This window comes from Enterobacter cloacae complex sp. IR5402 (genome assembly GCF_049238125.1).
GTDB lineage: Bacteria > Pseudomonadota > Gammaproteobacteria > Enterobacterales > Enterobacteriaceae > Enterobacter > Enterobacter hormaechei_C.
Map to the genome: position 1 here is coordinate 187,710 of NZ_JBMKHO010000004.1, position 23,837 is coordinate 211,546.

The 23,837-nt window shown below is 55.6% G+C and carries 21 protein-coding genes; 20 read left to right on the top strand and 1 reads right to left on the bottom strand.

Features of this window, described 5'->3' with window-relative positions; translation table 11 throughout:
* The first annotated feature begins 159 nt into the window (after positions 1-159).
* The 20 genes from cra to mutT all read left to right on the top strand — a co-directional run bounded on the left by cra (position 160) and on the right by mutT (position 23,608).
* A complete protein-coding gene (gene cra, locus ACOTXL_RS09720) occupies positions 160-1,164 on the top strand; it encodes a catabolite repressor/activator (protein WP_003856369.1) in 1,005 nt (334 codons plus the stop codon).
* 591 nt (positions 1,165-1,755) lie between these two features.
* Positions 1,756-2,214, top strand: a complete 459-nt coding sequence (gene mraZ / locus ACOTXL_RS09725) for a division/cell wall cluster transcriptional repressor MraZ (RefSeq protein WP_003856368.1) — start codon at positions 1,756-1,758, stop codon at positions 2,212-2,214.
* A gap of 2 nt (positions 2,215-2,216) precedes the next feature.
* On the top strand, positions 2,217-3,158 hold the full coding sequence (rsmH, locus tag ACOTXL_RS09730; RefSeq protein ID WP_003856366.1) for a 16S rRNA (cytosine(1402)-N(4))-methyltransferase RsmH: 942 nt from the start codon (positions 2,217-2,219) through the stop codon (positions 3,156-3,158).
* Positions 3,155-3,520, top strand: coding sequence for a cell division protein FtsL (gene ftsL / locus ACOTXL_RS09735; protein WP_045350415.1), 366 nt, complete (start codon positions 3,155-3,157; stop codon positions 3,518-3,520). The genes rsmH and ftsL overlap by 4 nt, the downstream gene beginning before the upstream one ends.
* 15 nt (positions 3,521-3,535) lie before the next feature.
* The gene (ftsI, locus tag ACOTXL_RS09740; RefSeq protein ID WP_003856361.1) at positions 3,536-5,302 is read left to right on the top strand and encodes a peptidoglycan glycosyltransferase FtsI; all 1,767 of its coding nucleotides are present in this window, start codon (positions 3,536-3,538) and stop codon (positions 5,300-5,302) included.
* On the top strand, positions 5,289-6,776 hold the full coding sequence (murE, locus tag ACOTXL_RS09745; protein WP_003856358.1) for a UDP-N-acetylmuramoyl-L-alanyl-D-glutamate--2,6-diaminopimelate ligase: 1,488 nt from the start codon (positions 5,289-5,291) through the stop codon (positions 6,774-6,776). Before ftsI ends, murE begins: the two co-directional genes overlap by 14 nt.
* Positions 6,773-8,131, top strand: coding sequence for a UDP-N-acetylmuramoyl-tripeptide--D-alanyl-D-alanine ligase (murF, locus tag ACOTXL_RS09750; protein WP_045330949.1), 1,359 nt, complete (start codon positions 6,773-6,775; stop codon positions 8,129-8,131). The genes murE and murF overlap by 4 nt, the downstream gene beginning before the upstream one ends.
* The gene (gene mraY / locus ACOTXL_RS09755) at positions 8,125-9,207 is read left to right on the top strand and encodes a phospho-N-acetylmuramoyl-pentapeptide-transferase (protein ID WP_003856353.1); all 1,083 of its coding nucleotides are present in this window, start codon (positions 8,125-8,127) and stop codon (positions 9,205-9,207) included. The genes murF and mraY overlap by 7 nt, the downstream gene beginning before the upstream one ends.
* A gap of 2 nt (positions 9,208-9,209) precedes the next feature.
* Positions 9,210-10,526, top strand: a complete 1,317-nt coding sequence (gene murD / locus ACOTXL_RS09760) for a UDP-N-acetylmuramoyl-L-alanine--D-glutamate ligase (RefSeq protein ID WP_023315390.1) — start codon at positions 9,210-9,212, stop codon at positions 10,524-10,526.
* Positions 10,526-11,770, top strand: a complete 1,245-nt coding sequence (gene ftsW / locus ACOTXL_RS09765) for a cell division protein FtsW (protein WP_003856348.1) — start codon at positions 10,526-10,528, stop codon at positions 11,768-11,770. The genes murD and ftsW overlap by 1 nt, the downstream gene beginning before the upstream one ends.
* Entirely contained in the window at positions 11,767-12,831 is a 1,065-nt protein-coding gene (gene murG, locus ACOTXL_RS09770; RefSeq protein WP_003856347.1) for an undecaprenyldiphospho-muramoylpentapeptide beta-N-acetylglucosaminyltransferase, read from the top strand. Before ftsW ends, murG begins: the two co-directional genes overlap by 4 nt.
* 59 nt (positions 12,832-12,890) lie before the next feature.
* Positions 12,891-14,366, top strand: a complete 1,476-nt coding sequence (gene murC, locus ACOTXL_RS09775; RefSeq protein ID WP_003856345.1) for a UDP-N-acetylmuramate--L-alanine ligase — start codon at positions 12,891-12,893, stop codon at positions 14,364-14,366.
* The gene (locus ACOTXL_RS09780) at positions 14,359-15,279 is read left to right on the top strand and encodes a D-alanine--D-alanine ligase (RefSeq protein WP_003856344.1); all 921 of its coding nucleotides are present in this window, start codon (positions 14,359-14,361) and stop codon (positions 15,277-15,279) included. Before murC ends, ACOTXL_RS09780 begins: the two co-directional genes overlap by 8 nt.
* Before the next feature lies 1 nt (position 15,280).
* On the top strand, positions 15,281-16,123 hold the full coding sequence (ftsQ, locus tag ACOTXL_RS09785) for a cell division protein FtsQ (RefSeq protein WP_003856342.1): 843 nt from the start codon (positions 15,281-15,283) through the stop codon (positions 16,121-16,123).
* A complete protein-coding gene (gene ftsA, locus ACOTXL_RS09790; protein ID WP_003856340.1) occupies positions 16,120-17,376 on the top strand; it encodes a cell division protein FtsA in 1,257 nt (418 codons plus the stop codon). The genes ftsQ and ftsA overlap by 4 nt, the downstream gene beginning before the upstream one ends.
* 63 nt (positions 17,377-17,439) lie before the next feature.
* Positions 17,440-18,591: a cell division protein FtsZ gene (gene ftsZ, locus ACOTXL_RS09795; RefSeq protein WP_003856338.1), complete on the top strand. Its 1,152-nt coding sequence runs from the start codon at positions 17,440-17,442 to the stop codon at positions 18,589-18,591.
* Positions 18,592-18,692: 101 nt separating this feature from the next.
* Positions 18,693-19,610 (top strand): UDP-3-O-acyl-N-acetylglucosamine deacetylase, encoded by a 918-nt coding sequence (gene lpxC / locus ACOTXL_RS09800; protein WP_003856337.1) that lies wholly within the window; start codon positions 18,693-18,695, stop codon positions 19,608-19,610.
* Between the two features lie 280 nt (positions 19,611-19,890).
* Positions 19,891-20,394 carry a secA translation cis-regulator SecM gene (gene secM / locus ACOTXL_RS09805; protein ID WP_032628081.1) on the top strand — a complete coding sequence of 168 codons (504 nt, stop codon included), beginning with the start codon at positions 19,891-19,893 and terminating at the stop codon, positions 20,392-20,394.
* A gap of 58 nt (positions 20,395-20,452) precedes the next feature.
* Positions 20,453-23,158 carry a preprotein translocase subunit SecA gene (gene secA, locus ACOTXL_RS09810; protein WP_003856335.1) on the top strand — a complete coding sequence of 902 codons (2,706 nt, stop codon included), beginning with the start codon at positions 20,453-20,455 and terminating at the stop codon, positions 23,156-23,158.
* Positions 23,159-23,215: 57 nt separating this feature from the next.
* Positions 23,216-23,608 (top strand): 8-oxo-dGTP diphosphatase MutT, encoded by a 393-nt coding sequence (gene mutT / locus ACOTXL_RS09815; protein ID WP_003856333.1) that lies wholly within the window; start codon positions 23,216-23,218, stop codon positions 23,606-23,608.
* A gap of 34 nt (positions 23,609-23,642) precedes the next feature.
* Here mutT and yacG read toward each other — a convergent pair whose 3' ends face one another.
* A complete protein-coding gene (gene yacG / locus ACOTXL_RS09820) occupies positions 23,643-23,837 on the bottom strand; it encodes a DNA gyrase inhibitor YacG (RefSeq protein ID WP_003856332.1) in 195 nt (64 codons plus the stop codon).

Sequence of the window (23,837 nt, forward strand, 5' to 3'; positions counted from 1 at the left end):
TTTCAGCCCGGTAGCCAAAGCCGGGCTTTTTTTTGCGTAATCCACCGACAACGCGGACAAAAGCGGTTGCCGTGAAAGCTATTCTGCGTTTAGATGTTAAAATATTTAACCATAACCTTGACAGGGCCATGGACTTTTTTCTTTTTTTGAGGGGCAATTGTGAAACTGGATGAAATCGCCCGGCTCGCCGGCGTGTCGAGAACCACGGCCAGCTATGTGATTAACGGTAAAGCAAAGCAGTATCGTGTCAGCGATAAGACCGTTGAGAAAGTGATGGCAGTCGTTCGTGAGCATAATTACCATCCGAATGCTGTCGCCGCAGGTTTACGTGCCGGGCGCACCCGCTCGATTGGCCTGGTTATCCCGGACCTGGAAAATACCAGCTATACCCGCATCGCCAACTATCTGGAACGTCAGGCTCGTCAGCGGGGCTATCAGCTGTTGATTGCCTGCTCCGAGGATCAGCCTGACAACGAGATGCGCTGCATTGAGCATCTGCTGCAACGTCAGGTTGACGCCATCATCGTGTCGACCTCTTTACCACCAGAGCATCCTTTCTATCAGCGCTGGGCAAACGATCCGTTCCCGATTGTGGCGCTGGATCGTGCGCTGGATCGTGAACATTTCACCAGTGTCGTAGGTGCCGATCAGGACGATGCAGAAATGCTGGCTGCCGAGCTGCGTACCTTCCCGGCTGAAACGGTGCTGTATCTTGGCGCTTTGCCTGAACTTTCCGTAAGCTTCCTGCGTGAACAAGGGTTCCGTACGGCATGGAAAGACGATCCGCGTGACGTTCATTATCTGTATGCCAACAGCTATGAGCGTGAAGCGGCTGCCCAGCTGTTCGAGAAATGGCTGGAAACGCACCCGATGCCGCAGGCGTTGTTTACCACCTCGTTTGCCCTGTTGCAGGGGGTGATGGATGTGACGTTACGTCGCGATGGCAAACTGCCATCCGATCTGGCGATTGCGACCTTCGGCGATAACGAACTGCTCGACTTCCTGCAATGTCCGGTGCTGGCCGTGGCCCAGCGTCACCGCGACGTCGCCGAGCGCGTGCTTGAGATTGTTCTGGCAAGCCTGGATGAACCCCGCAAACCGAAACCCGGGCTTACGCGTATCAAACGTAATCTCTATCGGCGCGGAATTTTGAGCCGCCATTAATATTTCCACAGGGGCGGTAAAACTGCCCCTTTTGAAGCGCATTTATTGCGGGAAATAATTCCCGGATAAAAATTAGGATTTATCTCTAAGATTCATAGCCTGCTATTATTCTGAATCCATTTTGACGTTAAAAAGTGCAATTATAATTTCTAACGGGCATTTCTTTGTATTGTTTTGTTACAAACAGGTGCCAGCCGATGAATATTCAGCCATTTTTTACTCCCCCCTTCAGACCTCAACGCACACGAACGAATCCATCTGGCTTTGAGGTTAATCTGGCGCTGTTATCCCCCGGCGATATGCCTTAAAATGCTGCCCGCGTCGCAAACTGACACTTTATATTTCCCTGCGATGATATTGAGTGAGTCTTTACGCTCGTGTGCATATTCTGTTTTTTTCTTACAAATATTCATAACGTTAATTTTGCCTCGCCAGTTGTGTAGTAATTAGCCAGGTCACGCTTGCTCTGTAAATACGGTGCTTTCGCGCCGGTATAGAGAGAGTCCTGGCTTGACAAGCTTTTCCCTCGCTCCGTAAACTCCTTCAGGTGGGAATTTGTGGGTTAAAGTGGTGAGGAGGGGTGAGACTGGCATGTTCCGTGGAGCAACGTTAGTCAATCTCGACAGCAAAGGGCGTTTATCGGTACCAACCCGATACCGCGACCAGCTGATTGAGAACGCTTCGGGTCAACTGGTTTGCACCATTGACATCAACTCCCCATGCCTGCTGCTTTACCCTTTGCCTGAATGGGAAATCATTGAGCAAAAGCTGTCGCGACTGTCGAGCATGAACCCGCAGGAACGCCGCGTACAGCGGCTGTTATTGGGACATGCCAGTGAATGTCAGATGGATAGCGCCGGGCGATTATTGATTGCGCCTGTGTTGCGGCAACATGCCGGTCTGACTAAAGAAGTGATGCTGGTCGGACAGTTCAACAAGTTTGAACTGTGGGACGAAACGACCTGGTATCAACAGGTCAAGGAAGATATCGACGCTGAGCAGTCTGATTCCGAAACATTATCGGAACGGCTGCGGGACTTGTCTCTATAAATATGATGGAAAATTATAAACATACAACGGTGCTGCTGGATGAGGCCGTTAACGGCCTGAATATTCGTCCAGACGGCATCTATATTGATGGCACTTTTGGTCGCGGTGGTCACTCGCGTTTGATCCTCTCTCAGCTTGGAGCGGAAGGACGCCTGCTGGCAATTGACCGCGATCCGCAGGCGATTGCCGTTGCGCAAACCATCGATGATCCTCGCTTTTCCATCGTGCATGGACCTTTCTCTGCGCTTGCGGATTATGTCGCTGAGCGCGGCCTGACCGGCAAGATCGACGGGATTCTCCTCGATCTTGGCGTCTCTTCACCACAGCTTGATGATGCAGAACGCGGTTTTTCCTTTATGCGTGATGGACCGCTGGATATGCGTATGGACCCCACTCGCGGCCAGTCTGCCGCTGAATGGTTACAAACTGCTGACGAAGCGGATATTGCCTGGGTAATCAAAACTTTCGGCGAAGAACGCTTTGGCAAACGTATTGCCCGCGCCATCGTGGAGCGCAACCGCGTTGAGCCAATGACCCGTACCAAAGAGCTGGCAGAAGTCATCGCGGCGGCAACGCCGGTGAAGGACAAGCACAAACATCCTGCGACCCGTACCTTCCAGGCGGTTCGTATCTGGGTAAACAGTGAACTGGAGGAAATAGAGCTGGCGCTAAAAAGCTCGCTCGACGTGCTGGCCCCGGGTGGGCGGTTATCCATCATCAGTTTCCATTCGCTGGAAGATCGCATCGTAAAACGCTTTATGCGTGAACAGAGCCGCGGTCCGCAGGTTCCAGCTGGGCTGCCGATGACGGAAGAACAACTCAGAAAGCTGGGCGGCCGTCAGTTGCGAGCATTAGGCAAGTTGATGCCGGGCGAAGAAGAGGTGGCAGAGAATCCACGTGCCCGTAGTTCAGTGCTGCGTATTGCAGAGAGGACGAACGCATGATCAGCACAGTGACAGAGACCCTAAGCAAAGTTAAGGGATCGTTAGGAAACAACGAGCGCCATGCCTTGCCTGGCGTGATCGGCGACGATCTTTTGCGGTTTGGGAAGCTGCCACTCTGCTTGTTCATTTGCATCATTGTGACGGCAGTCATGGTGGTCACCACCGCTCACCATACCCGTTTATTAACTGCGCAGCGCGAACAGATGGTACTGGAACGCGATGCGCTGGATATTGAATGGCGAAATCTGATCCTTGAAGAAAACGCGCTCGGCGATCACAGCCGGGTTGAACGGATCGCAACGGAAAAACTGCAATTACAGCATGTTGATCCTTCGCAGGAAAATATCGTAGTACAAAAATAAGGGAAAACGCGACGCATGAAAGCAGCGGCAAAAACGCTAAAACCAAAACGCCAGGAAGAACAGGCCAACTTTGTCAGTTGGCGTTTTGCGTTGCTTTGCGGCTGCATTTTACTGGCGCTGGGTTTCCTGCTGGGACGCGTGGCGTGGCTACAAATCATCGCGCCTGACATGCTGGTGCGTCAGGGGGATATGCGTTCTCTGCGCGTGCAGGAAGTTTCTACCTCTCGTGGGATGATCACCGACCGCTCCGGCCGCCCGCTGGCGGTGAGCGTGCCGGTGAAGGCGATCTGGGCCGATCCGAAAGAGCTGCACGACGCAGGCGGGATCACCCTTGATAACCGCTGGAAGGCGCTCTCAGACGCGTTGAAAATGCCGCTGGATCAGCTGGCGTCACGCGTTAACGCCAACCCGAAAGGGCGCTTCATCTATCTTGCTCGTCAGGTGAACCCTGACATGGCTGACTACATTAAGAAACTGAAGCTGCCGGGCATTCATCTGCGGGAAGAATCCCGCCGTTACTATCCTTCCGGCGAAGTCACCGCGCACCTGATTGGCTTTACCAACGTGGATAGCCAGGGGATTGAGGGCGTTGAAAAAAGCTTCGACAAGTGGCTTACCGGCCAGCCTGGCGAGCGAATCGTGCGTAAAGACCGCTATGGTCGCGTCATTGAAGACATTTCCTCGACAGACAGCCAGGCCGCGCACAACCTGGCCCTGAGTATTGATGAACGCTTGCAGGCGCTGGTCTATCGTGAACTGAACAACGCCGTCGCGTTTAACAAGGCGGAATCGGGCAGCGCCGTGCTGGTGGATGTGGCGACAGGTGAAGTGCTGGCGATGGCCAGTAGCCCCTCATACAACCCGAATAATTTTGCCGGTACAGCAAAAGATGCAATGCGTAACCGCTCCATCACCGATGTGTTTGAACCCGGTTCGACCGTAAAACCCATGGTGGTGATGACGGCTCTACAGCGAGGCATCGTCAACGAAAATACCGTTCTGAATACGATCCCTTATCGAATTAACGGTCACGAAATCAAAGACGTGGCACGTTATAGCGAACTGACCCTGACCGGGGTCTTGCAGAAGTCGAGTAACGTCGGTGTGTCAAAACTGGCGTTAGCGATGCCGTCCTCAGCGTTAGTAGATACTTACTCACGTTTTGGGCTGGGAAAGGCGACCAATTTGGGGTTGGTCGGAGAACGCAGTGGCTTATATCCTCAAAAACAACGGTGGTCTGACATAGAGAGGGCCACCTTCTCTTTCGGCTACGGGCTAATGGTAACTCCCTTACAGTTAGCGCGAGTCTACGCAACGATTGGCAGCTATGGCATTTATCGTCCGCTGTCGATCACCAAAGTTGATCCACCGGTTCCGGGGGAACGTGTTTTCCCGGAATCTATCGTTCGTACCGTCGTGCATATGATGGAAAGCGTCGCGTTACCTGGCGGTGGCGGCGTGAAGGCCGCAATTAAGGGCTATCGTATCGCCATTAAAACTGGTACAGCGAAAAAAGTGGGGCCGGACGGCCGCTATATCAACAAATACATTGCCTATACCGCAGGCGTAGCGCCTGCAAGCAATCCGCGTTTTGCACTGGTGGTCGTCATCAACGATCCGCAGGCGGGTAAATACTACGGCGGCGCCGTCTCCGCGCCTGTGTTCGGGGCTATTATGGGCGGCGTGTTGCGCACCATGAACATTGAACCGGATGCGCTGGCGACGGGCGAAAAAAGTGAATTTGTAATTAATCAAGGCGAGGGAACAGGTGGCAGATCGTAATTTGCGCGACCTTCTTGCTCCGTGGGTGCCTATGCTACCTGCGCGAGCACTGCGAGAGATGGTACTGGACAGCCGCGTAGCGGCTTCTGGCGATCTTTTTGTGGCAGTGGTGGGTCATCAGGCGGACGGGCGTCGTTATATCCCGCAGGCGATTGCGCAAGGTGTTGCTGCCATTATTGCTGAGGCCAAAGATGAGGCAACAGACGGTGAGATCCGTGAAATGCACGGCGTGCCGGTCATCTATCTCAGCCAGCTGAATGAGCGTCTCTCCGCGCTGGCAGGACGTTTTTACAACGAACCTTCCGACCAGTTACAGCTGGTTGGCGTGACAGGAACCAACGGAAAAACCACCACCACTCAGCTGATGGCGCAGTGGGCGCAGCTGCTGGGCGAAACCGGTGCCGTCATGGGCACGGTGGGGAACGGTCTTCTGGGCAAAGTAAGCCCGACGGAAAACACTACAGGCTCGGCGGTTGACGTGCAGCGTGTGCTGGCGGGCCTCGCTGAGCAGGGGGCGACCTTCGCTGCGATGGAAGTCTCTTCCCATGGTCTGGTACAACATCGCGTGGCGGCCCTGAAATTTGCTGCCTCTGTCTTTACTAACCTGAGCCGCGATCACCTTGATTATCATGGTGATATGGAGCACTACGAAGCGGCGAAATGGCTGCTTTATTCCACTCACCACCACGGGCAGGCGATCATTAACGCCGACGACGAAGTCGGTCGCCGCTGGCTGGAAAAACTGCCAGATGCGGTGGCGGTGTCGATGGAAGATCGCATTAATCCGAACTGCCGCGGCCGCTGGCTGAAGGCGGTCGAGGTGAACTACCACGATAGTGGGGCGACGATCCGCTTCGCTTCCATCTGGGGCGAAGGTGAAATTGAAAGCCGCCTGATGGGGGCCTTTAACGTCAGTAACCTGCTGCTGGCGCTGGCGACGCTGCTGGCGCTGGGTTACCCGATGGCGGATCTGCTGAAAACGGCTGAGCGTTTGCAACCGGTCTGTGGCCGCATGGAAGTGTTTAGCGCGCCGGGCAAGCCGACGGTGGTTGTGGATTACGCCCACACGCCGGATGCGCTGGAAAAAGCGCTGGAAGCGGCGCGTCTGCACTGCGCTGGCAAGCTCTGGTGCGTGTTTGGCTGCGGTGGCGATCGCGACAAGGGCAAACGTCCGCTGATGGGCGCCATCGCTGAGCAGTTCGCGGATATTCCCGTGGTAACCGATGACAACCCGCGTACCGAAGAGCCGCGGGCCATTATCAACGACATTCTGGCGGGCATGCTGGATGCGGGACGTGCGCGCGTGGTCGAAGGCCGTGCGGAGGCCGTGACTAACGCCATTATGCAGGCGCAGGAGAACGATGTGGTTCTGCTGGCCGGTAAAGGTCATGAAGATTATCAGATTGTCGGCAATCGTCGTCTGGATTACTCCGACCGCGTGACGGCAGCGCGTCTGCTGGGAGTGGTGGCATGATTAGCATTACGTTAAGCCAGGCCGCTGCGGTATTGCAGGGGATGCTGCATGGTCAGGATCTGACCATCGAGGCTGTAACCACCGACACCCGTAAGGTGACGGCGGGCTGCCTGTTTGTGGCGCTGAAGGGTGAACGTTTTGACGCCCACGATTTTGCGCAACAGGCTAAAGATAACGGCGCGGGCGCGCTGCTGGTCAGTCGTAAGCTCGATATCGATTTGCCGCAGATTGTGGTGAAAGATACGCGCCTGGCGTTTGGCGAGCTGGCGGCATGGGTTCGCCAGCAGGTGCCAACACGCGTCGTGGCACTGACGGGCTCGTCGGGCAAAACCTCCGTTAAAGAGATGACGGCGGCGATCCTTAGCCAGTGCGGTAACACGCTTTATACGGCGGGCAACCTTAATAATGACATCGGTGTGCCGATGACGCTGCTGCGCCTGACCCACGAGCATGAATATGCGGTGATTGAGTTAGGGGCTAACCATCAGGGCGAAATCGCCTGGACCGTGAGCCTGACCCGTCCGGAAGCGGCGCTGGTGAATAACCTGGCGGCGGCACATCTTGAAGGTTTTGGTTCTCTGGCCGGTGTGGCGAAAGCGAAAGGTGAAATTTATACCGGCCTGCCGGATGACGGCATCGCCATTATGAATGCCGATAACAACGACTGGCTGAACTGGCAGAGCATCATTGGTTCACGTAAAACCTGGCGCTTCTCACCGAATGCGGCAAACAGTGATTTTTCGGCGACCAACATTCATGTGACGTCACACGGTACCGAGTTCACCCTCACAACCCCAACGGGCGACATCGACGTGCTGCTGCCCCTGCCGGGTCGTCATAACATCGCCAATGCGCTTGCTGCGGCAGCGCTCTCAATGGCGGTAGGTGCCTCACACGCGGCGATTAAAGCAGGTCTGGCAAATTTAAAAGCCGTGCCGGGGCGTCTGTTCCCGATCCAGCTGGCTGAAAACAAGCTCCTGCTGGATGACTCCTACAACGCTAACGTTGGCTCAATGACGGCGGCCGTGCAGGTCTTGTCTGAAATGCCGGGCTATCGCGTGATGGTTGTGGGCGATATGGCCGAGCTGGGTGATGAAAGCGAAGCCTGCCATATTCAGGTGGGTGAAGCGGCGAAAGCCGCCGGGCTTGACCGCGTATTGAGCGCAGGCCCGCTGAGCAAGGCCATTTCCGATGCCAGTGAAGTTGGCGAACATTTTGCCGATAAATCTGCACTGATCGAACGCCTGAAGGCATTGATTACAGAAAAACAGATTGTGACTGTTTTAGTTAAAGGTTCACGTAGTGCCGCCATGGAAGAGGTTGTGCACGCATTACAGGAGAACGGGACATGTTAGTTTGGCTGGCCGAACATTTGGTCAAATATTACTCAGGCTTTAACGTCTTTTCCTATCTGACGTTTCGTGCCATCGTCAGCCTGCTGACTGCGCTGTTCATCTCGCTGTGGATGGGCCCGCGCATGATTGCCCGTCTGCAAAAACTCTCTTTCGGCCAGGTTGTGCGCAACGACGGTCCGGAATCGCACTTCAGCAAGCGGGGTACGCCGACCATGGGCGGGATCATGATCCTGACCGCGATTGTGGTGTCCGTGCTGCTGTGGGCGTATCCGTCTAACCCCTACGTCTGGTGCGTGCTGACCGTTCTGGTTGGCTACGGGATCATCGGTTTTGTTGATGACTACCGCAAAGTCGTACGCAAAGACACCAAAGGTTTGATCGCCCGCTGGAAGTATTTCTGGATGTCGGTGATTGCGCTGGGCGTGGCCTTTGCCCTTTACCTGGCAGGAAAAGACACCCCGGCTACCGAGCTGGTGGTGCCGTTCTTCAAAGACGTGATGCCGCAGCTGGGGCTGTTCTACATTTTGCTGGCTTACTTTGTGATCGTCGGTACCGGCAACGCCGTCAACCTGACCGATGGTCTGGATGGCCTGGCCATCATGCCAACCGTGTTTGTCGCGGGCGGTTTTGCGCTGGTAGCCTGGGCGACCGGTAACATGAACTTTGCAAATTACCTGCACATTCCGTACCTGCGACACGCGGGGGAACTGGTGATCGTCTGTACGGCGATTGTCGGGGCGGGGCTGGGCTTCCTGTGGTTCAACACCTATCCGGCGCAGGTCTTTATGGGCGACGTCGGTTCACTGGCGCTGGGCGGCGCACTGGGTATTATCGCCGTGCTGCTGCGTCAGGAGTTCCTGCTGGTAATCATGGGCGGTGTGTTTGTGGTTGAGACGCTGTCGGTGATTTTGCAGGTCGGTTCCTTCAAGCTGCGCGGTCAGCGCATCTTCCGTATGGCACCGATTCACCACCACTATGAACTGAAAGGCTGGCCGGAGCCGCGCGTCATTGTGCGCTTCTGGATTATTTCGCTGATGCTGGTGCTGATTGGCCTGGCAACGCTGAAGGTACGTTAATCATGGCAGATTACCAGGGCAAAAAAGTCGTTATCATCGGGTTGGGCCTCACCGGCCTCTCCTGCGTGGACTTTTTCCTTGCGCGTGGCGTGACGCCGCGCGTGATGGATACGCGCGTCTCTCCGCCGGGTCTGGACAAGCTGCCGGAGCAGGTTGAACGCCACCTGGGTGGTCTGAATGATGAGTGGCTGCTGGCCGCCGATCTGATTGTTGCCAGCCCCGGTATGGCGCTGGCGCATCCTTCCCTGAGCGCCGCCGCGGATGCAGGCGTTGAGATTGTCGGCGATATCGAACTGTTCTGCCGGGAGGCGCAGGCGCCGATCGTCGCCATTACCGGTTCGAACGGTAAAAGCACCGTCACCACGCTGGTGGGGGAAATGGCGAAGGCGGCGGGCAAAAATGTCGGCGTGGGCGGTAACATTGGTCTGCCCGCTCTGATGTTGCTTGATAAAGGGTGCGAGCTGTTCGTCCTTGAGCTTTCCAGCTTCCAGCTGGAAACCACTTCAAGCCTGCATGCGGCGGCGGCGACGATCTTAAACGTCACCGAAGATCATATGGACAGATACCCGTTCGGCTTGCAGCAATACCGTGCGGCCAAACTGCGCGTTTATGAAAATGCCAAAGTTTGCGTGGTGAATGCCGATGATGCACTCACCATGCCGGTGCGCGGCGCAGACGATCGCTGCATTAGCTTTGGTATTAATATGGGTGACTATCACCTTAACCGTCAGCAGGGCGAAACCTGGCTGCGGGTGAAAGGTGAGAAAGTGCTGAACGTGAAAGAGATGATGCTCTCCGGCCAGCATAACTACACCAATGCCCTGGCGGCGCTGGCGCTGGCGGATGCCGTTGGCCTGCCGCGATCTTCAAGCCTGAAGGCGCTGACCACCTTTACCGGCCTGGCGCACCGGTTCCAGCTTGCGCTGGAGCACAACGGCGTACGCTGGATTAACGATTCCAAAGCGACCAACGTGGGTAGCACCGAGGCGGCACTGAACGGTCTGCACGTTGATGGCACGCTGCACCTGCTGCTGGGCGGCGACGGTAAATCGGCTGACTTCTCCTCGCTGAAGCAGTACCTCAACGGTGATAACGTGCGCCTGTATTGCTTTGGCCGCGATGGTAGCGAGCTGGCGGCGTTGCGTCCTGAGGTCGCCGAGCAAACCGAGACCATGGAGCAGGCGATGCGTCTTATTGCCCCACGCGTGAAGCCCGGCGATATGGTGCTGCTCTCACCAGCCTGTGCCAGCCTCGATCAATTCAAGAATTTCGAACAGCGGGGTGATGTCTTTACCCGCCTGGCGAAGGAGTTAGGCTGATGCGTTTATCTCTCCCTCGCCTGAAAATGCCGCGCCTGCCAGGATTTGGTATCCTGGTATGGCTGTTTACGGCGCTGAAAGGCTGGGTGATGGCTTCACGGGATAAAGATTCCGACAGCCTGATCATGTACGACCGCACGCTGTTCTGGCTCACGCTGGGGCTGGCAGCGATCGGCTTTATTATGGTCACCTCGGCGTCAATGCCTGTCGGACAGCGTCTGGCAAACGACCCGTTCCTGTTTGCCAAGCGTGACGGGCTTTACATCATTCTCGCGTTCTGCCTGGCGCTGATCACCTTACGCCTGCCAATGTCGTTCTGGCAGCGGCACAGTACGGCCATGCTCATCGCCTCAATCATCATGCTGTTGATCGTGCTGGTTGTCGGGAGCTCCGTTAACGGGGCATCACGCTGGATTGCCTTTGGCCCACTGCGTATTCAGCCGGCGGAGTTCACCAAACTGTCGTTGTTCTGCTACCTGGCTAACTACCTGGTGCGTAAAGTTGACGAAGTCCGTAACAACCTTCGCGGCTTCTTAAAACCGATGGGCGTGATTCTGGTCCTCGCGATCCTGCTGCTGGCGCAGCCCGACCTCGGTACGGTAGTCGTACTGTTTGTCACTACGCTGGCGATGCTGTTCCTGGCGGGCGCAAAACTGTGGCAGTTCATTGCCATCATCGGGATGGGGATTTCGGCGGTGGTGCTGCTGATCCTCGCCGAACCCTACCGTATCCGCCGTGTGACCTCGTTCTGGAACCCATGGGAAGATCCGTTCGGCAGCGGTTACCAGCTGACGCAGTCGCTGATGGCGTTTGGCCGCGGCGAAGTCTGGGGCCAAGGCCTGGGCAACTCGGTGCAAAAACTGGAGTATTTACCGGAGGCGCACACCGACTTCATCTTCTCCATTATTGGGGAAGAACTGGGTTATATCGGTGTGGTATTGGCGCTATTAATGGTATTCTTCGTCGCTTTCCGCGCCATGTCGATTGGCCGGAAAGCGCTGGAGATCGATCACCGCTTCTCCGGTTTCCTGGCCTGCTCTATTGGTATCTGGTTTAGCTTCCAGGCACTGGTAAACGTTGGGGCGGCAGCGGGTATGTTGCCGACTAAAGGTCTGACGTTACCGTTGATCAGTTATGGTGGTTCGAGTCTGTTGATCATGTCGACGGCCATCATGTTTTTGTTACGCATAGATTATGAAACGCGTCTGGAGAAAGCTCAGGCGTTTACACGAGGTTCACGATGAATCAACCGAAGCGGTTAATGGTGATGGCAGGCGGTACCGGTGGACACGTGTTCCCGGGGCTGGCGGTTGCGCACCATTTAATGGAACAGGGCTGGCAGGTACGCTGGCTGGGAACCGCAGACCGCATGGAAGCCGACCTGGTACCTAAGCACGGTATCGAGATCGACTTTATTCGTATTTCTGGCCTTCGTGGCAAAGGGATCAAGGCGCTGCTGCTGGCGCCGGTGCGCATTTTCAATGCCTGGCGTCAGGCGCGCGCCATCATGAAGCGCTTTAAGCCTGACGTCGTTCTGGGCATGGGCGGTTACGTTTCCGGCCCTGGCGGACTGGCGGCGTGGTCATTAGGGATCCCCGTTGTTCTGCATGAGCAGAACGGTATTGCCGGTTTGACCAACAAATGGCTGGCAAAAATCGCCACCAAAGTTATGCAGGCCTTCCCCGGGGCATTCCCGAAAGCGGATGTCGTAGGGAATCCGGTACGTGTGGACGTGCTGGCGCTGGCGCTGCCAGATACGCGTCTGGCGGGTCGTGAAGGGCCGGTGCGGGTGCTGGTCGTCGGCGGTTCCCAGGGCGCGCGTATTTTAAACCAGACGATGCCGCAGGTTGCGGCAAAACTGGGTGATGCAGTGACCATCTGGCACCAGAGCGGGAAGGGCGCTCAGCAGACCGTTGAGCAGGCCTACGCGCAGGAAGGTCAGCCGCAGCATAAAGTAACTGAATTTATTGATGATATGGCCGCAGCCTATGCATGGGCCGATGTCGTGGTCTGTCGCTCGGGCGCGCTGACGGTGAGCGAAATCGCCGCCGCCGGTTTACCGGCGCTGTTTGTGCCGTTCCAGCACAAAGATCGACAGCAGTACTGGAATGCGCTGCCGCTTGAAAAAGCGGGTGCCGCGAAGATTTTTGAGCAGCCACAATTTACCGCTGATGCGGTCGCCACTACCCTGGCGGGCTGGAACCGGGATGTATTACTGGAGATGGCGCAACGCGCACGCGCGACCGCTATCCCGGATGCAACGGAACGGGTGGCAAAAGAAGTGAGCCTGGCAGCCCAGGCATAATTCTCGCAGCGCGTGTTGCGCTGCACGATTTTTTTGAAGTAGTCGATGGCGTTTAGAGAATGAATACACAACAACTGGCAAAACTGCGTTCTATCGTGCCCGAGATGCGTCGCGTCCGGCACATTCACTTTGTCGGCATCGGTGGTGCTGGCATGGGCGGTATTGCCGAAGTGTTAGCTAACGAAGGCTATCAGATCAGCGGGTCTGACCTGGCGCCAAACCCTGTTACGCAGCAGCTGGCGTCGCTGGGGGCGACTATCTATTTCAATCATCGCCCGGAAAACGTGAGCGATGCGAGCGTGGTTGTGGTGTCCAGCGCTATCTCCGCGGATAACCCGGAAATCGTTGCGGCGCATGAGGCGCGCATTCCGGTGATCCGTCGCGCGGAAATGCTGGCGGAACTGATGCGTTTCCGTCACGGCATTGCGGTGGCCGGCACGCACGGTAAAACCACCACAACAGCGATGGTCTCCAGCATTTATGCGGAAGCGGGTCTCGACCCGACGTTCGTTAACGGTGGTCTGGTGAAAGCCGCTGGCGTGCATGCGCGTCTGGGCCATAGCCGTTATCTGATTGCGGAAGCGGATGAGAGCGACGCGTCGTTCCTGCATCTACAGCCGATGGTGGCGATCGTCACCAACATCGAAGCTGACCATATGGACACTTACCAGGGTGACTTCGAGAACTTAAAGCAGACCTTTATTAACTTCCTGCACAACCTGCCGTTCTATGGCCGTGCGGTGATGTGCGTGGACGATCCGGTTATTCGCGAACTGCTGCCGCGCGTCGGGCGTCAAATTACGACCTACGGCTTCAGCGAAGACGCGGATGTACGCGTAGAAGATTACAAACAGATCGGTGCGCAGGGGCATTTCACCCTCGCGCGTCAGGATAAAGACCTGCTGCATGTCACCCTGAACGCGCCGGGACGTCACAACGCCCTGAATGCGGCGGCGGCGGTGGCTGTTGCGACAGAAGAAGGCATTGACGATGAAGCGATCCTGCGTGCACTGGAGAGCTTCCAGGGGACGGGCCGTCGTTTCGACTTCCTCGGTGAATTCCCACTGGAGCCGGTAAACGGTAAGCCAGGGTCTGCGATGCTGGTGGATGACTACGGTCACCATCCGACGGAAGTGGACGCAACCATCAAAGCGGCACGTGCGGGTTGGCCGGAAAAGAATCTGGTCATGATCTTCCAGCCGCACCGTTACACGCGTACCCGCGATCTGTATGACGATTTTGCCAACGTCCTTTCTCAGGTTGATACCCTGCTGATGCTGGATGTTTATGCTGCGGGTGAAACGCCGATTCCGGGTGCGGACAGTCGTTCTTTATGTCGTACCATCCGTGGACGCGGTAAAGTGGATCCTATTCTGGTTCCCGACCCGGCGCAGGTGGCTGAAATGCTTGCCCCGGTCCTGACGGGTAACGATCTGATCCTGATTCAGGGCGCGGGAAATATCGGCAAAATCGCCCGTACCTTAGCTGAAATCAAACTGAAGCCGCAAACTCAGGAGGACGAGCGTCATGGCTGATAAGATTGCTGTCCTGTTTGGCGGCACTTCCGCCGAACGCGAGGTTTCTCTGAATTCGGGCGCTGCCGTGCTGGCGGGCCTGCGTGAAGGTGGCGTGGACGCGCATCCGGTTGATCCGAAAGAGGTGGACGTCACGCAGCTGAAAGCGATGGGCTTCGATAAAGCCTTCATCGCGTTGCACGGCCGCGGTGGTGAAGACGGCACGTTGCAGGGGCTGCTGGAGCTGATCGGTATACCGTACACCGGCAGCGGCGTGATGGCATCCGCCATCTCCATGGATAAACTGCGCAGCAAACTGCTGTGGCAGGGCGCGGGCCTGCCCGTTGCGCCATGGGTTGCACTGACGCGTCGTGAATATGAATTGGGTCTGTCGGACAGCGTTAATACACGCATTGCGGCACTGGGCTTACCGGTTATTGTTAAGCCGAGCCGTGAAGGGTCGAGCGTGGGAATGTCCAAAGTTGATAAAGCTGTAGATTTGGCTGACGCTTTAGCACTGGCATTTCAACATGATGAAGAAGTTCTGATTGAAAAATGGCTTAGCGGGCCGGAATTTACCGTCGCGATGCTTGGCGAAGAAATTTTACCGTCAATTCGCATCCAACCCGCCGGAGTCTTCTATGATTATGAGGCGAAGTATCTCTCTGATGAGACGCAATATTTCTGCCCAGCGGGTCTTGAAGCAGAGCGTGAAGCCGAATTACAGTCTCTGGTGCTTAAAGCGTGGAATGTTCTGGGATGTCGTGGCTGGGGACGCATTGACGTCATGCTTGACGGTGACGGGCAATTTTATCTGCTGGAAGCAAACACGTCTCCGGGTATGACCAGCCATAGCCTTGTGCCGATGGCGGCGCGTCAGGCGGGAATGAGCTTCTCGCAATTAGTTGTACGTATTTTGGACCAGGCGGGCTGATATGTCTCAGGCTGCATTGAACACGCGCAACCGCGATGACGAAGAAGAATATTCCTCTTCGCGCCGGAGTAATGGAACGCGTCTTGCAGGGATCATCTTCCTGCTCGGGGTGCTGTGCACCGTGTTTATCAGCGGCTGGATGGTGCTGGGCTGGATGGAAGATGCGCAGCGGTTGCCGCTTTCAAAGCTGGTGGTGACCGGGGAGCGACACTACACGCGTAACGATGATATTCGCCAGTCGATTCTGGCGCTTGGGTCGCCTGGCACCTTTATGACGCAGGACGTCAACATTATTCAGAGTCAGATTGAACGTCTGCCGTGGATAAAACAGGCAAGTGTCAGAAAGCAATGGCCTGATGAATTGAAGATTCATCTGGTTGAATATGTGCCGATTGCGCGTTGGAATGATCAGCATATGGTTGATGTAGACGGAAATTCGTTCAGCGTCCCGAGCGATCGTGTCAACAAGCAGAATTTACCGATGTTGTATGGGCCGGAAGGCAGCGAAAACGAAGTATTGCAGGGTTTTCGTGAGATGGGGCAGGTGCTGGCTAAGGATCGCTTTACGTTAAAAGATGCTGCGATGACGGCGCGCCGTTCCTGGCAGTTGACCTTAACGAATGGCATCAAGCTCAACCTTGGCCGCGGCGATACAATGAAACGTCTGGCGCGTTTTGTCGAACTTTACCCGGTTTTACAGCAGCAGGCGCAGACGGATGGCAAACGGATAAGCTACGTTGATTTGCGCTATGACTCAGGCGCAGCAGTCGGTTGGGAGCCGGCTCCGGTCGAGGAACCTAATCAGCAACAAAATCAGGCACAGGTACAGGCAGAACAACAATGATCAAGTCGACGGACAGAAAATTGGTAGTAGGACTGGAGATTGGCACCGCGAAGGTTGCCGCTTTGGTAGGGGAAGTTCTGCCCGACGGTATGGTCAATATCATTGGCGTGGGCAGCTGCCCCTCCCGTGGTATGGATAAAGGTGGGGTAAACGACCTTGAGTCGGTGGTGAAATGCGTTCAGCGCGCCATCGACCAGGCTGAATTGATGGCAGATTGCCAAATTTCCTCTGTCTATCTGGCCCTTTCTGGTAAGCATATCAGCTGCCAGAATGAAATCGGTATGGTGCCGATTTCCGAAGAAGAAGTGACGCAGGAAGACGTTGAGAACGTTGTCCACACGGCGAAATCCGTGCGTGTTCGCGACGAGCACCGTGTGCTGCATGTGATCCCGCAGGAATACGCGATCGACTACCAGGAAGGCATCAAGAATCCGGTCGGTCTGTCGGGCGTGCGTATGCAGGCAAAAGTGCACCTGATCACATGTCACAACGATATGGCGAAGAACATTGTAAAAGCCGTTGAACGTTGTGGCCTGAAAGTTGACCAACTCATTTTCGCCGGACTTGCCGCGAGCTATTCCGTGCTGACCGAAGACGAACGTGAACTGGGCGTCTGTGTGGTCGATATTGGTGGTGGTACAATGGACATGGCTGTCTATACCGGCGGTGCGTTACGCCACACCAAAGTGATCCCGTACGCCGGGAATGTGGTTACCAGCGATATCGCTTACGCCTTTGGTACGCCACCGAGCGATGCAGAGGCGATTAAAGTGCGCCATGGTTGCGCGCTGGGCTCTATCGTCGGCAAAGACGAGAGCGTTGAAGTGCCGAGCGTAGGCGGTCGACCGCCGCGCAGCCTGCAACGCCAGACGCTGGCAGAGGTAATTGAGCCGCGTTATACCGAGCTGCTCAACCTGGTCAACGAAGAGATTTTGCAGTTACAGGAACAGCTTCGCCAGCAGGGTGTGAAACATCATCTCGCGGCGGGGATTGTATTAACCGGCGGGGCAGCGCAAATTGAAGGTCTTGCGGCCTGCGCTCAGCGCGTGTTCCATACGCAGGTGCGTATCGGTGCGCCGCTGAATATCACCGGTTTAACGGATTATGCCCAGGAGCCGTACTATTCAACGGCGGTGGGCCTGCTGCACTACGGGAAAGAGTCCCATTTAAGTGGTGAGGCAGAGGTGGAAAAACGCGTCTCGGTGGGGTCGTGGGTCAAACGACTTAACACCTGGCTGCGAAAAGAATTTTAATTTTTTTAAGAGACCGGAGAGAATTAGCGGTCTCGGGCGACAGGCACAACGGAGAGAGAGATTATGTTTGAACCTATGGAATTAACCAACGACGCGGTGATTAAAGTCATCGGCGTCGGTGGCGGCGGCGGTAACGCCGTAGAGCACATGGTGCGCGAGCGCATCGAAGGTGTTGAATTCTTCGCGGTGAACACCGATGCGCAGGCGCTGCGTAAAACGGCTGTTGGCCAGACGATTCAGATCGGTGGTGGCATCACCAAAGGTCTGGGAGCAGGGGCTAACCCGGAAGTGGGCCGCAACGCGGCTGAAGAAGATCGTGAAGCGCTGCGCGCTGCACTGGACGGTGCAGACATGGTCTTCATCGCAGCGGGTATGGGCGGCGGTACAGGTACCGGTGCAGCACCCGTTGTGGCGGAAGTCGCTAAAGATTTAGGTATTCTGACCGTTGCTGTCGTGACCAAGCCTTTCAACTTTGAAGGTAAGAAGCGTATGGCTTTCGCGGAGCAGGGTATCACCGAGCTGTCCAAGCACGTGGACTCTCTGATTACCATTCCGAACGACAAGCTGCTGAAAGTGCTGGGTCGCGGTATCTCTCTGCTGGACGCCTTTGGCGCGGCAAACGACGTGCTGAAAGGCGCGGTTCAGGGTATTGCTGAACTGATTACCCGTCCTGGCCTGATGAACGTCGACTTTGCAGACGTTCGTACCGTGATGTCCGAGATGGGCTACGCGATGATGGGCTCTGGCGTGGCGAGCGGCGAAGACCGTGCGGAAGAAGCTGCTGAAATGGCGATCTCCTCTCCACTGCTGGAAGATATCGATCTGTCTGGCGCGCGCGGCGTGCTGGTCAACATTACCGCTGGCTTTGACCTGCGTCTGGATGAGTTCGAAACCGTGGGTAACACCATCCGTGCATTCGCCTCTGACAACGCGACCGTCGTTATCGGTACCTCCCTTGATCCGGAAATGAACGACGAACTGCGTGTGACCGTTGTGGCCACCGGTATCGGTATGGACAAGCGTCCTGAGATCACCTTGGTGACTAACAAACAGACTCAGCAGCCGGTTATGGATCGTTACCAGCAGCACGGTATGGCGCCTCTGACTCAGGAGCAAAAACCCGCTGCGAAAGTGGTGAACGACCCGACTCCACAAACGGCAAAAGAGCCAGATTATCTGGATATCCCGGCGTTCCTGCGTAAGCAAGCTGACTAAGAATTGGCTGGAATTTGGGGATTTGCGCTCTTTGTGCTAAACTGGCCCACCGTTAGTGATATACACTCTCGGTTGGATAGTTAATTTGGCGAGATTATACGATGATCAAACAAAGGACACTTAAACGTATCGTTCAGGCGACGGGTGTCGGTTTACATACCGGCAAGAAAGTCACACTGACGTTACGCCCTGCGCCGGCCAATACCGGGGTCATCTATCGTCGCACCGACTTGAATCCACCGGTAGATTTTCCGGCCGATGCCAAATCTGTGCGTGATACTATGCTCTGTACTTGTCTGGTGAACGAGCATGACGTGCGGATTTCTACCGTAGAGCACCTGAACGCCGCCCTGGCGGGTCTGGGTATCGACAACATTATGGTTGAAGTCGATGCGCCAGAAATCCCGATCATGGACGGGAGTGCTGCTCCGTTCGTTTATTTGTTGCTGGATGCCGGCATCGAAGAACTGAACTGCGCGAAGAAATTTGTTCGCATTAAAGAGACCGTTCGCGTCGAAGATGGCGACAAATGGGCTGAATTCAAACCGTACAATGGTTTTTCGTTGGACTTCACCATCGATTTTAACCATCCGGCGATTGACTCCAGCACCCAGCGCTATGCGATGAACTTCTCTGCGGATGCGTTCATGCGCCAGATCAGCCGAGCACGTACCTTCGGCTTTATGCGTGATATCGAATATCTGCAATCCCGCGGCCTGTGCCTGGGCGGCAGCTTCGATTGTGCCATCGTTGTTGACGATTATCGCGTACTGAACGAAGACGGCCTGCGTTTTGAAGATGAATTTGTTCGTCACAAAATGCTGGACGCGATCGGCGACCTCTTCATGTGTGGTCACAACATCATTGGTGCCTTTACCGCGTTTAAATCCGGTCATGCACTGAACAACAAACTGTTGCAGGCCGTCCTGGCAAAACAGGAAGCCTGGGAATATGTGACCTTCGAAGACGAAGCTGAACTGCCGCTGGCGTTCAAAGCACCGACTATGGTCCTGGCGTAACGGTTAAACCCGTTTCGTAAGAAAAGCGACTGGTTCACCTGGTACTCTCTCCGACCAGGGAAGCCAGTCGTTTTTATTTCTGCCCTTCTTTAATTTGTCCCTTTCACCCCTGGCCTGTGTCGGGTGCCGAATAACGGTGTGTTCGCTGCATTATTGACCGTTTTTACCTGCTGCAAGGTGTCATTCCTGCTGCCGTGTATTGGCTTTAGTGGTAATATCTGGGCGCTAAAAAAGAATAACTAAACTCAGCCTGCACTGGCGGGCGAACGTGGTGGAGCAAGTGAGCGGAATACTGACGCGCTGGCGACAATTTGGCAGACGTTACTTCTGGCCGCATCTCTTATTGGGGATGGTCGCGGCGAGTCTCGGCTTGCCTGTGCTCAGCAACAGCGCAGACGCGGCGACGCCAGCACGTTCCACGACGACTAAACACGATCTCACCACACGGGTTAACTTCACTAATCTCGCATGGCTTGAAGCCAGCCGTCGTCCCAATTTCTCCGTTGATTACTGGCAGCAGCACGCGATTCGCACGGTTATCCGCCATCTGTCGTTCGCGATGGCGCCGCAGACGATGCCTGTTGCGGAAGAAACGCTGCCGGTCCAGGCTCAGCACCTTGCTCTGCTCGATACGCTTAATGCGCTTCTGACGCAGGACAACCAGCCGCCAGTGACCGTGAATCAGACGGCGAAAACGGATTTTGTTTCCCCTGCATCCTTCTCTGTTTCGACATGGATTAGCCAGGTTCACGGCATCCGTGCCGGGCCTCAACGCCTCAGCTAAATTAACCTTTTTCAATACCTTAATTTATCTGCCCGACTGGGGCGTTTGAGAATTTATTATGCTAATCAAATTGTTAACCAAAGTTTTTGGTAGTCGTAACGATCGTACCCTGCGCCGCATGCGCAAAGCGGTAAACGTCATCAACGGTATGGAACCGGCGATGGAGAAGCTCTCTGATGATGAGCTGAAAGCAAAAACCGCGGAGTTCCGTGCGCGTCTGGAGAAAGGCGAAACCTTAGAAAGCCTGATCCCGGAAGCCTTTGCCGTAGTACGTGAGGCCAGTAAACGCGTGTTCGGCATGCGTCACTTCGACGTGCAGCTGCTGGGCGGGATGGTGCTCAACGAGCGCTGCATCGCGGAAATGCGTACCGGTGAAGGTAAAACCCTGACTGCAACGCTGCCGGCTTACCTGAATGCGCTGACGGGTAAGGGTGTTCACGTTGTTACCGTCAACGACTATCTGGCGCAGCGCGACGCCGAAAACAACCGTCCACTGTTCGAATTCCTCGGCATGACCGTGGGCATTAACATGTCCGGCCTGCCGGCACCTGCCAAGCGTGAAGCCTACAACGCGGACATCACTTACGGCACCAACAACGAATACGGCTTCGACTACCTGCGTGACAACATGGCGTTCAGCCCGGAAGAGCGCGTCCAGCGTAAACTGCACTATGCGCTGGTGGATGAGGTTGACTCCATTCTGATCGATGAAGCGCGTACCCCGCTGATCATCTCCGGCCCTGCCGAAGACAGCTCCGAGATGTACCGTAAAGTCGACAAAATCATTCCTCACCTGCTGCGTCAGGAGAAAGAAGACTCCGATACCTTCCAGGGTGAAGGTCACTTCTCCGTTGATGAAAAAGCGCGTCAGGTCAACCTGACCGAACGCGGCCTGGTGAAAATCGAAGAGCTGCTGGTTGCTGAAGGCATTATGGAAGAGGGCGAGTCTCTGTACTCCCCGAGCAACATCATGCTGATGCACCACGTAACGGCTGCACTGCGCGCGCACGCGCTGTTCACCCGCGACGTTGACTACATCGTTAAAGACGGGGAAGTCATCATCGTCGATGAACACACCGGCCGTACTATGCAGGGACGTCGCTGGTCCGATGGCCTGCACCAGGCCGTGGAAGCCAAAGAAGGCGTGGATATTCAGAACGAAAACCAGACGCTGGCATCCATCACCTTCCAGAACTACTTCCGTCTGTACGAGAAGCTGGCGGGGATGACCGGTACCGCAGATACCGAAGCGTTTGAGTTTAGCTCCATCTATAAGCTGGATACCGTGGTAGTACCTACCAACCGTCCGATGATCCGTAAGGATATGCCGGACCTGGTATACATGACTGAAGCGGAAAAAATTCAGGCGATCATCGAAGATATTCGCGAACGTACCGCGAAGGGCCAGCCGGTACTGGTGGGGACCATCTCCATCGAGAAGTCCGAAGTGGTGTCTAACGAGCTGACTAAAGCAGGCATCAAACACAACGTTCTGAACGCCAAGTTCCACGCTAAAGAAGCAGATATCGTTGCGCAGGCGGGTTACCCGGCAGCCGTAACCATCGCCACCAACATGGCGGGTCGTGGTACCGATATTATGCTCGGCGGTAGCTGGCAGGCTGAAGTGGCGGAGCTGGAAAACCCAACCCCAGAGCAAATCGCGCAGATCAAAGCCGACTGGCAAGTGCGTCACGACGCGGTGCTGGCATCCGGTGGTCTGCACATCATTGGTACCGAGCGTCACGAATCTCGTCGTATCGATAACCAGCTGCGCGGTCGTGCGGGTCGTCAGGGTGATGCCGGTTCTTCCCGCTTCTATCTGTCTATGGAAGATGCGCTGATGCGTATTTTCGCCTCTGACCGTGTGTCCGGCATGATGCGTAAACTGGGCATGAAACCTGGCGAAGCGATCGAGCACCCGTGGGTTACCAAAGCGATTGCCAACGCCCAGCGTAAAGTGGAAAGCCGCAACTTCGATATTCGTAAGCAGCTGCTGGAATATGATGACGTTGCCAACGACCAGCGTCGTGCGATCTACACCCAGCGTAACGAACTGCTGGACGTGTCCGACGTGAGCGAAACCATCAACAGCATTCGCGAAGATGTGTTCAAAGCCACTATCGACGCTCATATTCCACCGCAGTCTCTGGAAGAAATGTGGGATATCGAAGGCTTGCAGGAACGTCTGAAAAACGACTTCGATCTCGAACTGCCAATCAAAGAGTGGCTGGACAAAGAGCCTGAGCTGCACGAAGAGACCCTGCGCGAGCGTATCTACGAAACCGCGCTGGACGTCTACAAGCGTAAGGAAGAAGTGGTTGGCGCAGAGATGATGCGTCACTTCGAGAAAGGCGTAATGTTGCAGACCCTGGACTCCCTGTGGAAAGAGCACCTGGCGGCAATGGACTACTTGCGTCAGGGTATCCACCTGCGAGGTTATGCGCAGAAAGATCCGAAGCAGGAGTACAAGCGTGAATCCTTCTCCATGTTTGCTGCCATGCTGGAGTCGCTGAAGTATGAAGTTATCAGCACTCTGAGCAAAGTTCAGGTGCGTATGCCGGAAGAAGTGGAAGCGATGGAGCAGCAGCGTCGTGAAGAAGCTGAGCGTCTGGCACAGATGCAGCAGTTGAGCCATCAGACCGATGAGAGCGAAGCCGCAGCAGCAATCGCAGCGCAGACGGGCGATCGTAAAGTTGGTCGTAACGATCCGTGCCCATGCGGTTCCGGCAAAAAATACAAGGCGTGCCACGGCCGTCTGAGCTAAGAACATAACAAACTGAAAAGGCGCAGATATCTGCGCCTTTTTTATGGAAGTGACATGATGAAAACACTGCAAATTGCTGTCGGGATCATTCGCAACCCGCAAAACCAGATCTTCATTACCCAACGTGCCGCCGATGCGCACATGGCCAACAAATGGGAATTCCCCGGCGGGAAAATCGAATCAGGTGAAACGCCGGAGCAGGCGCTGGTGCGTGAGCTTCAGGAAGAGGTGGGGATCACCCCGCTTGGCGCAACGCTGTTCGATAAGCTGGAGTACCAGTTTCCGGATCGTCACATCACGCTGTGGTTCTGGCTGGTGGAAAGCTGGGAAGGTGAACCGTGGGGTAAAGAGGGGCAGCCGGGTAACTGGATTGAGCTTCAGGCCAGCGATGCGGAAAAATTTCCGCCCGCCAATGAGCCTGTGATCCTTCGGCTGGTTGCACAACCGTAGGCCTGCTACGCGAAGCGCCAGCAGGCTTTGAACGTTACTGCTGGTTTTCGCTCCAGTCATCGCTATCCGAGAGATCGCCTTCGCTCGGAATGCGTTTCTCTTCCGCCGCCCATTCGCCCAGGTCTATAAGCTGACAGCGCTTGCAGCAGAATGGGCGAAATGGACTCACTTCTCCCCAGACGACAGTTTTCCCACAGGTTGGGCAGTTTACGGTGGTTACGTCAGACAT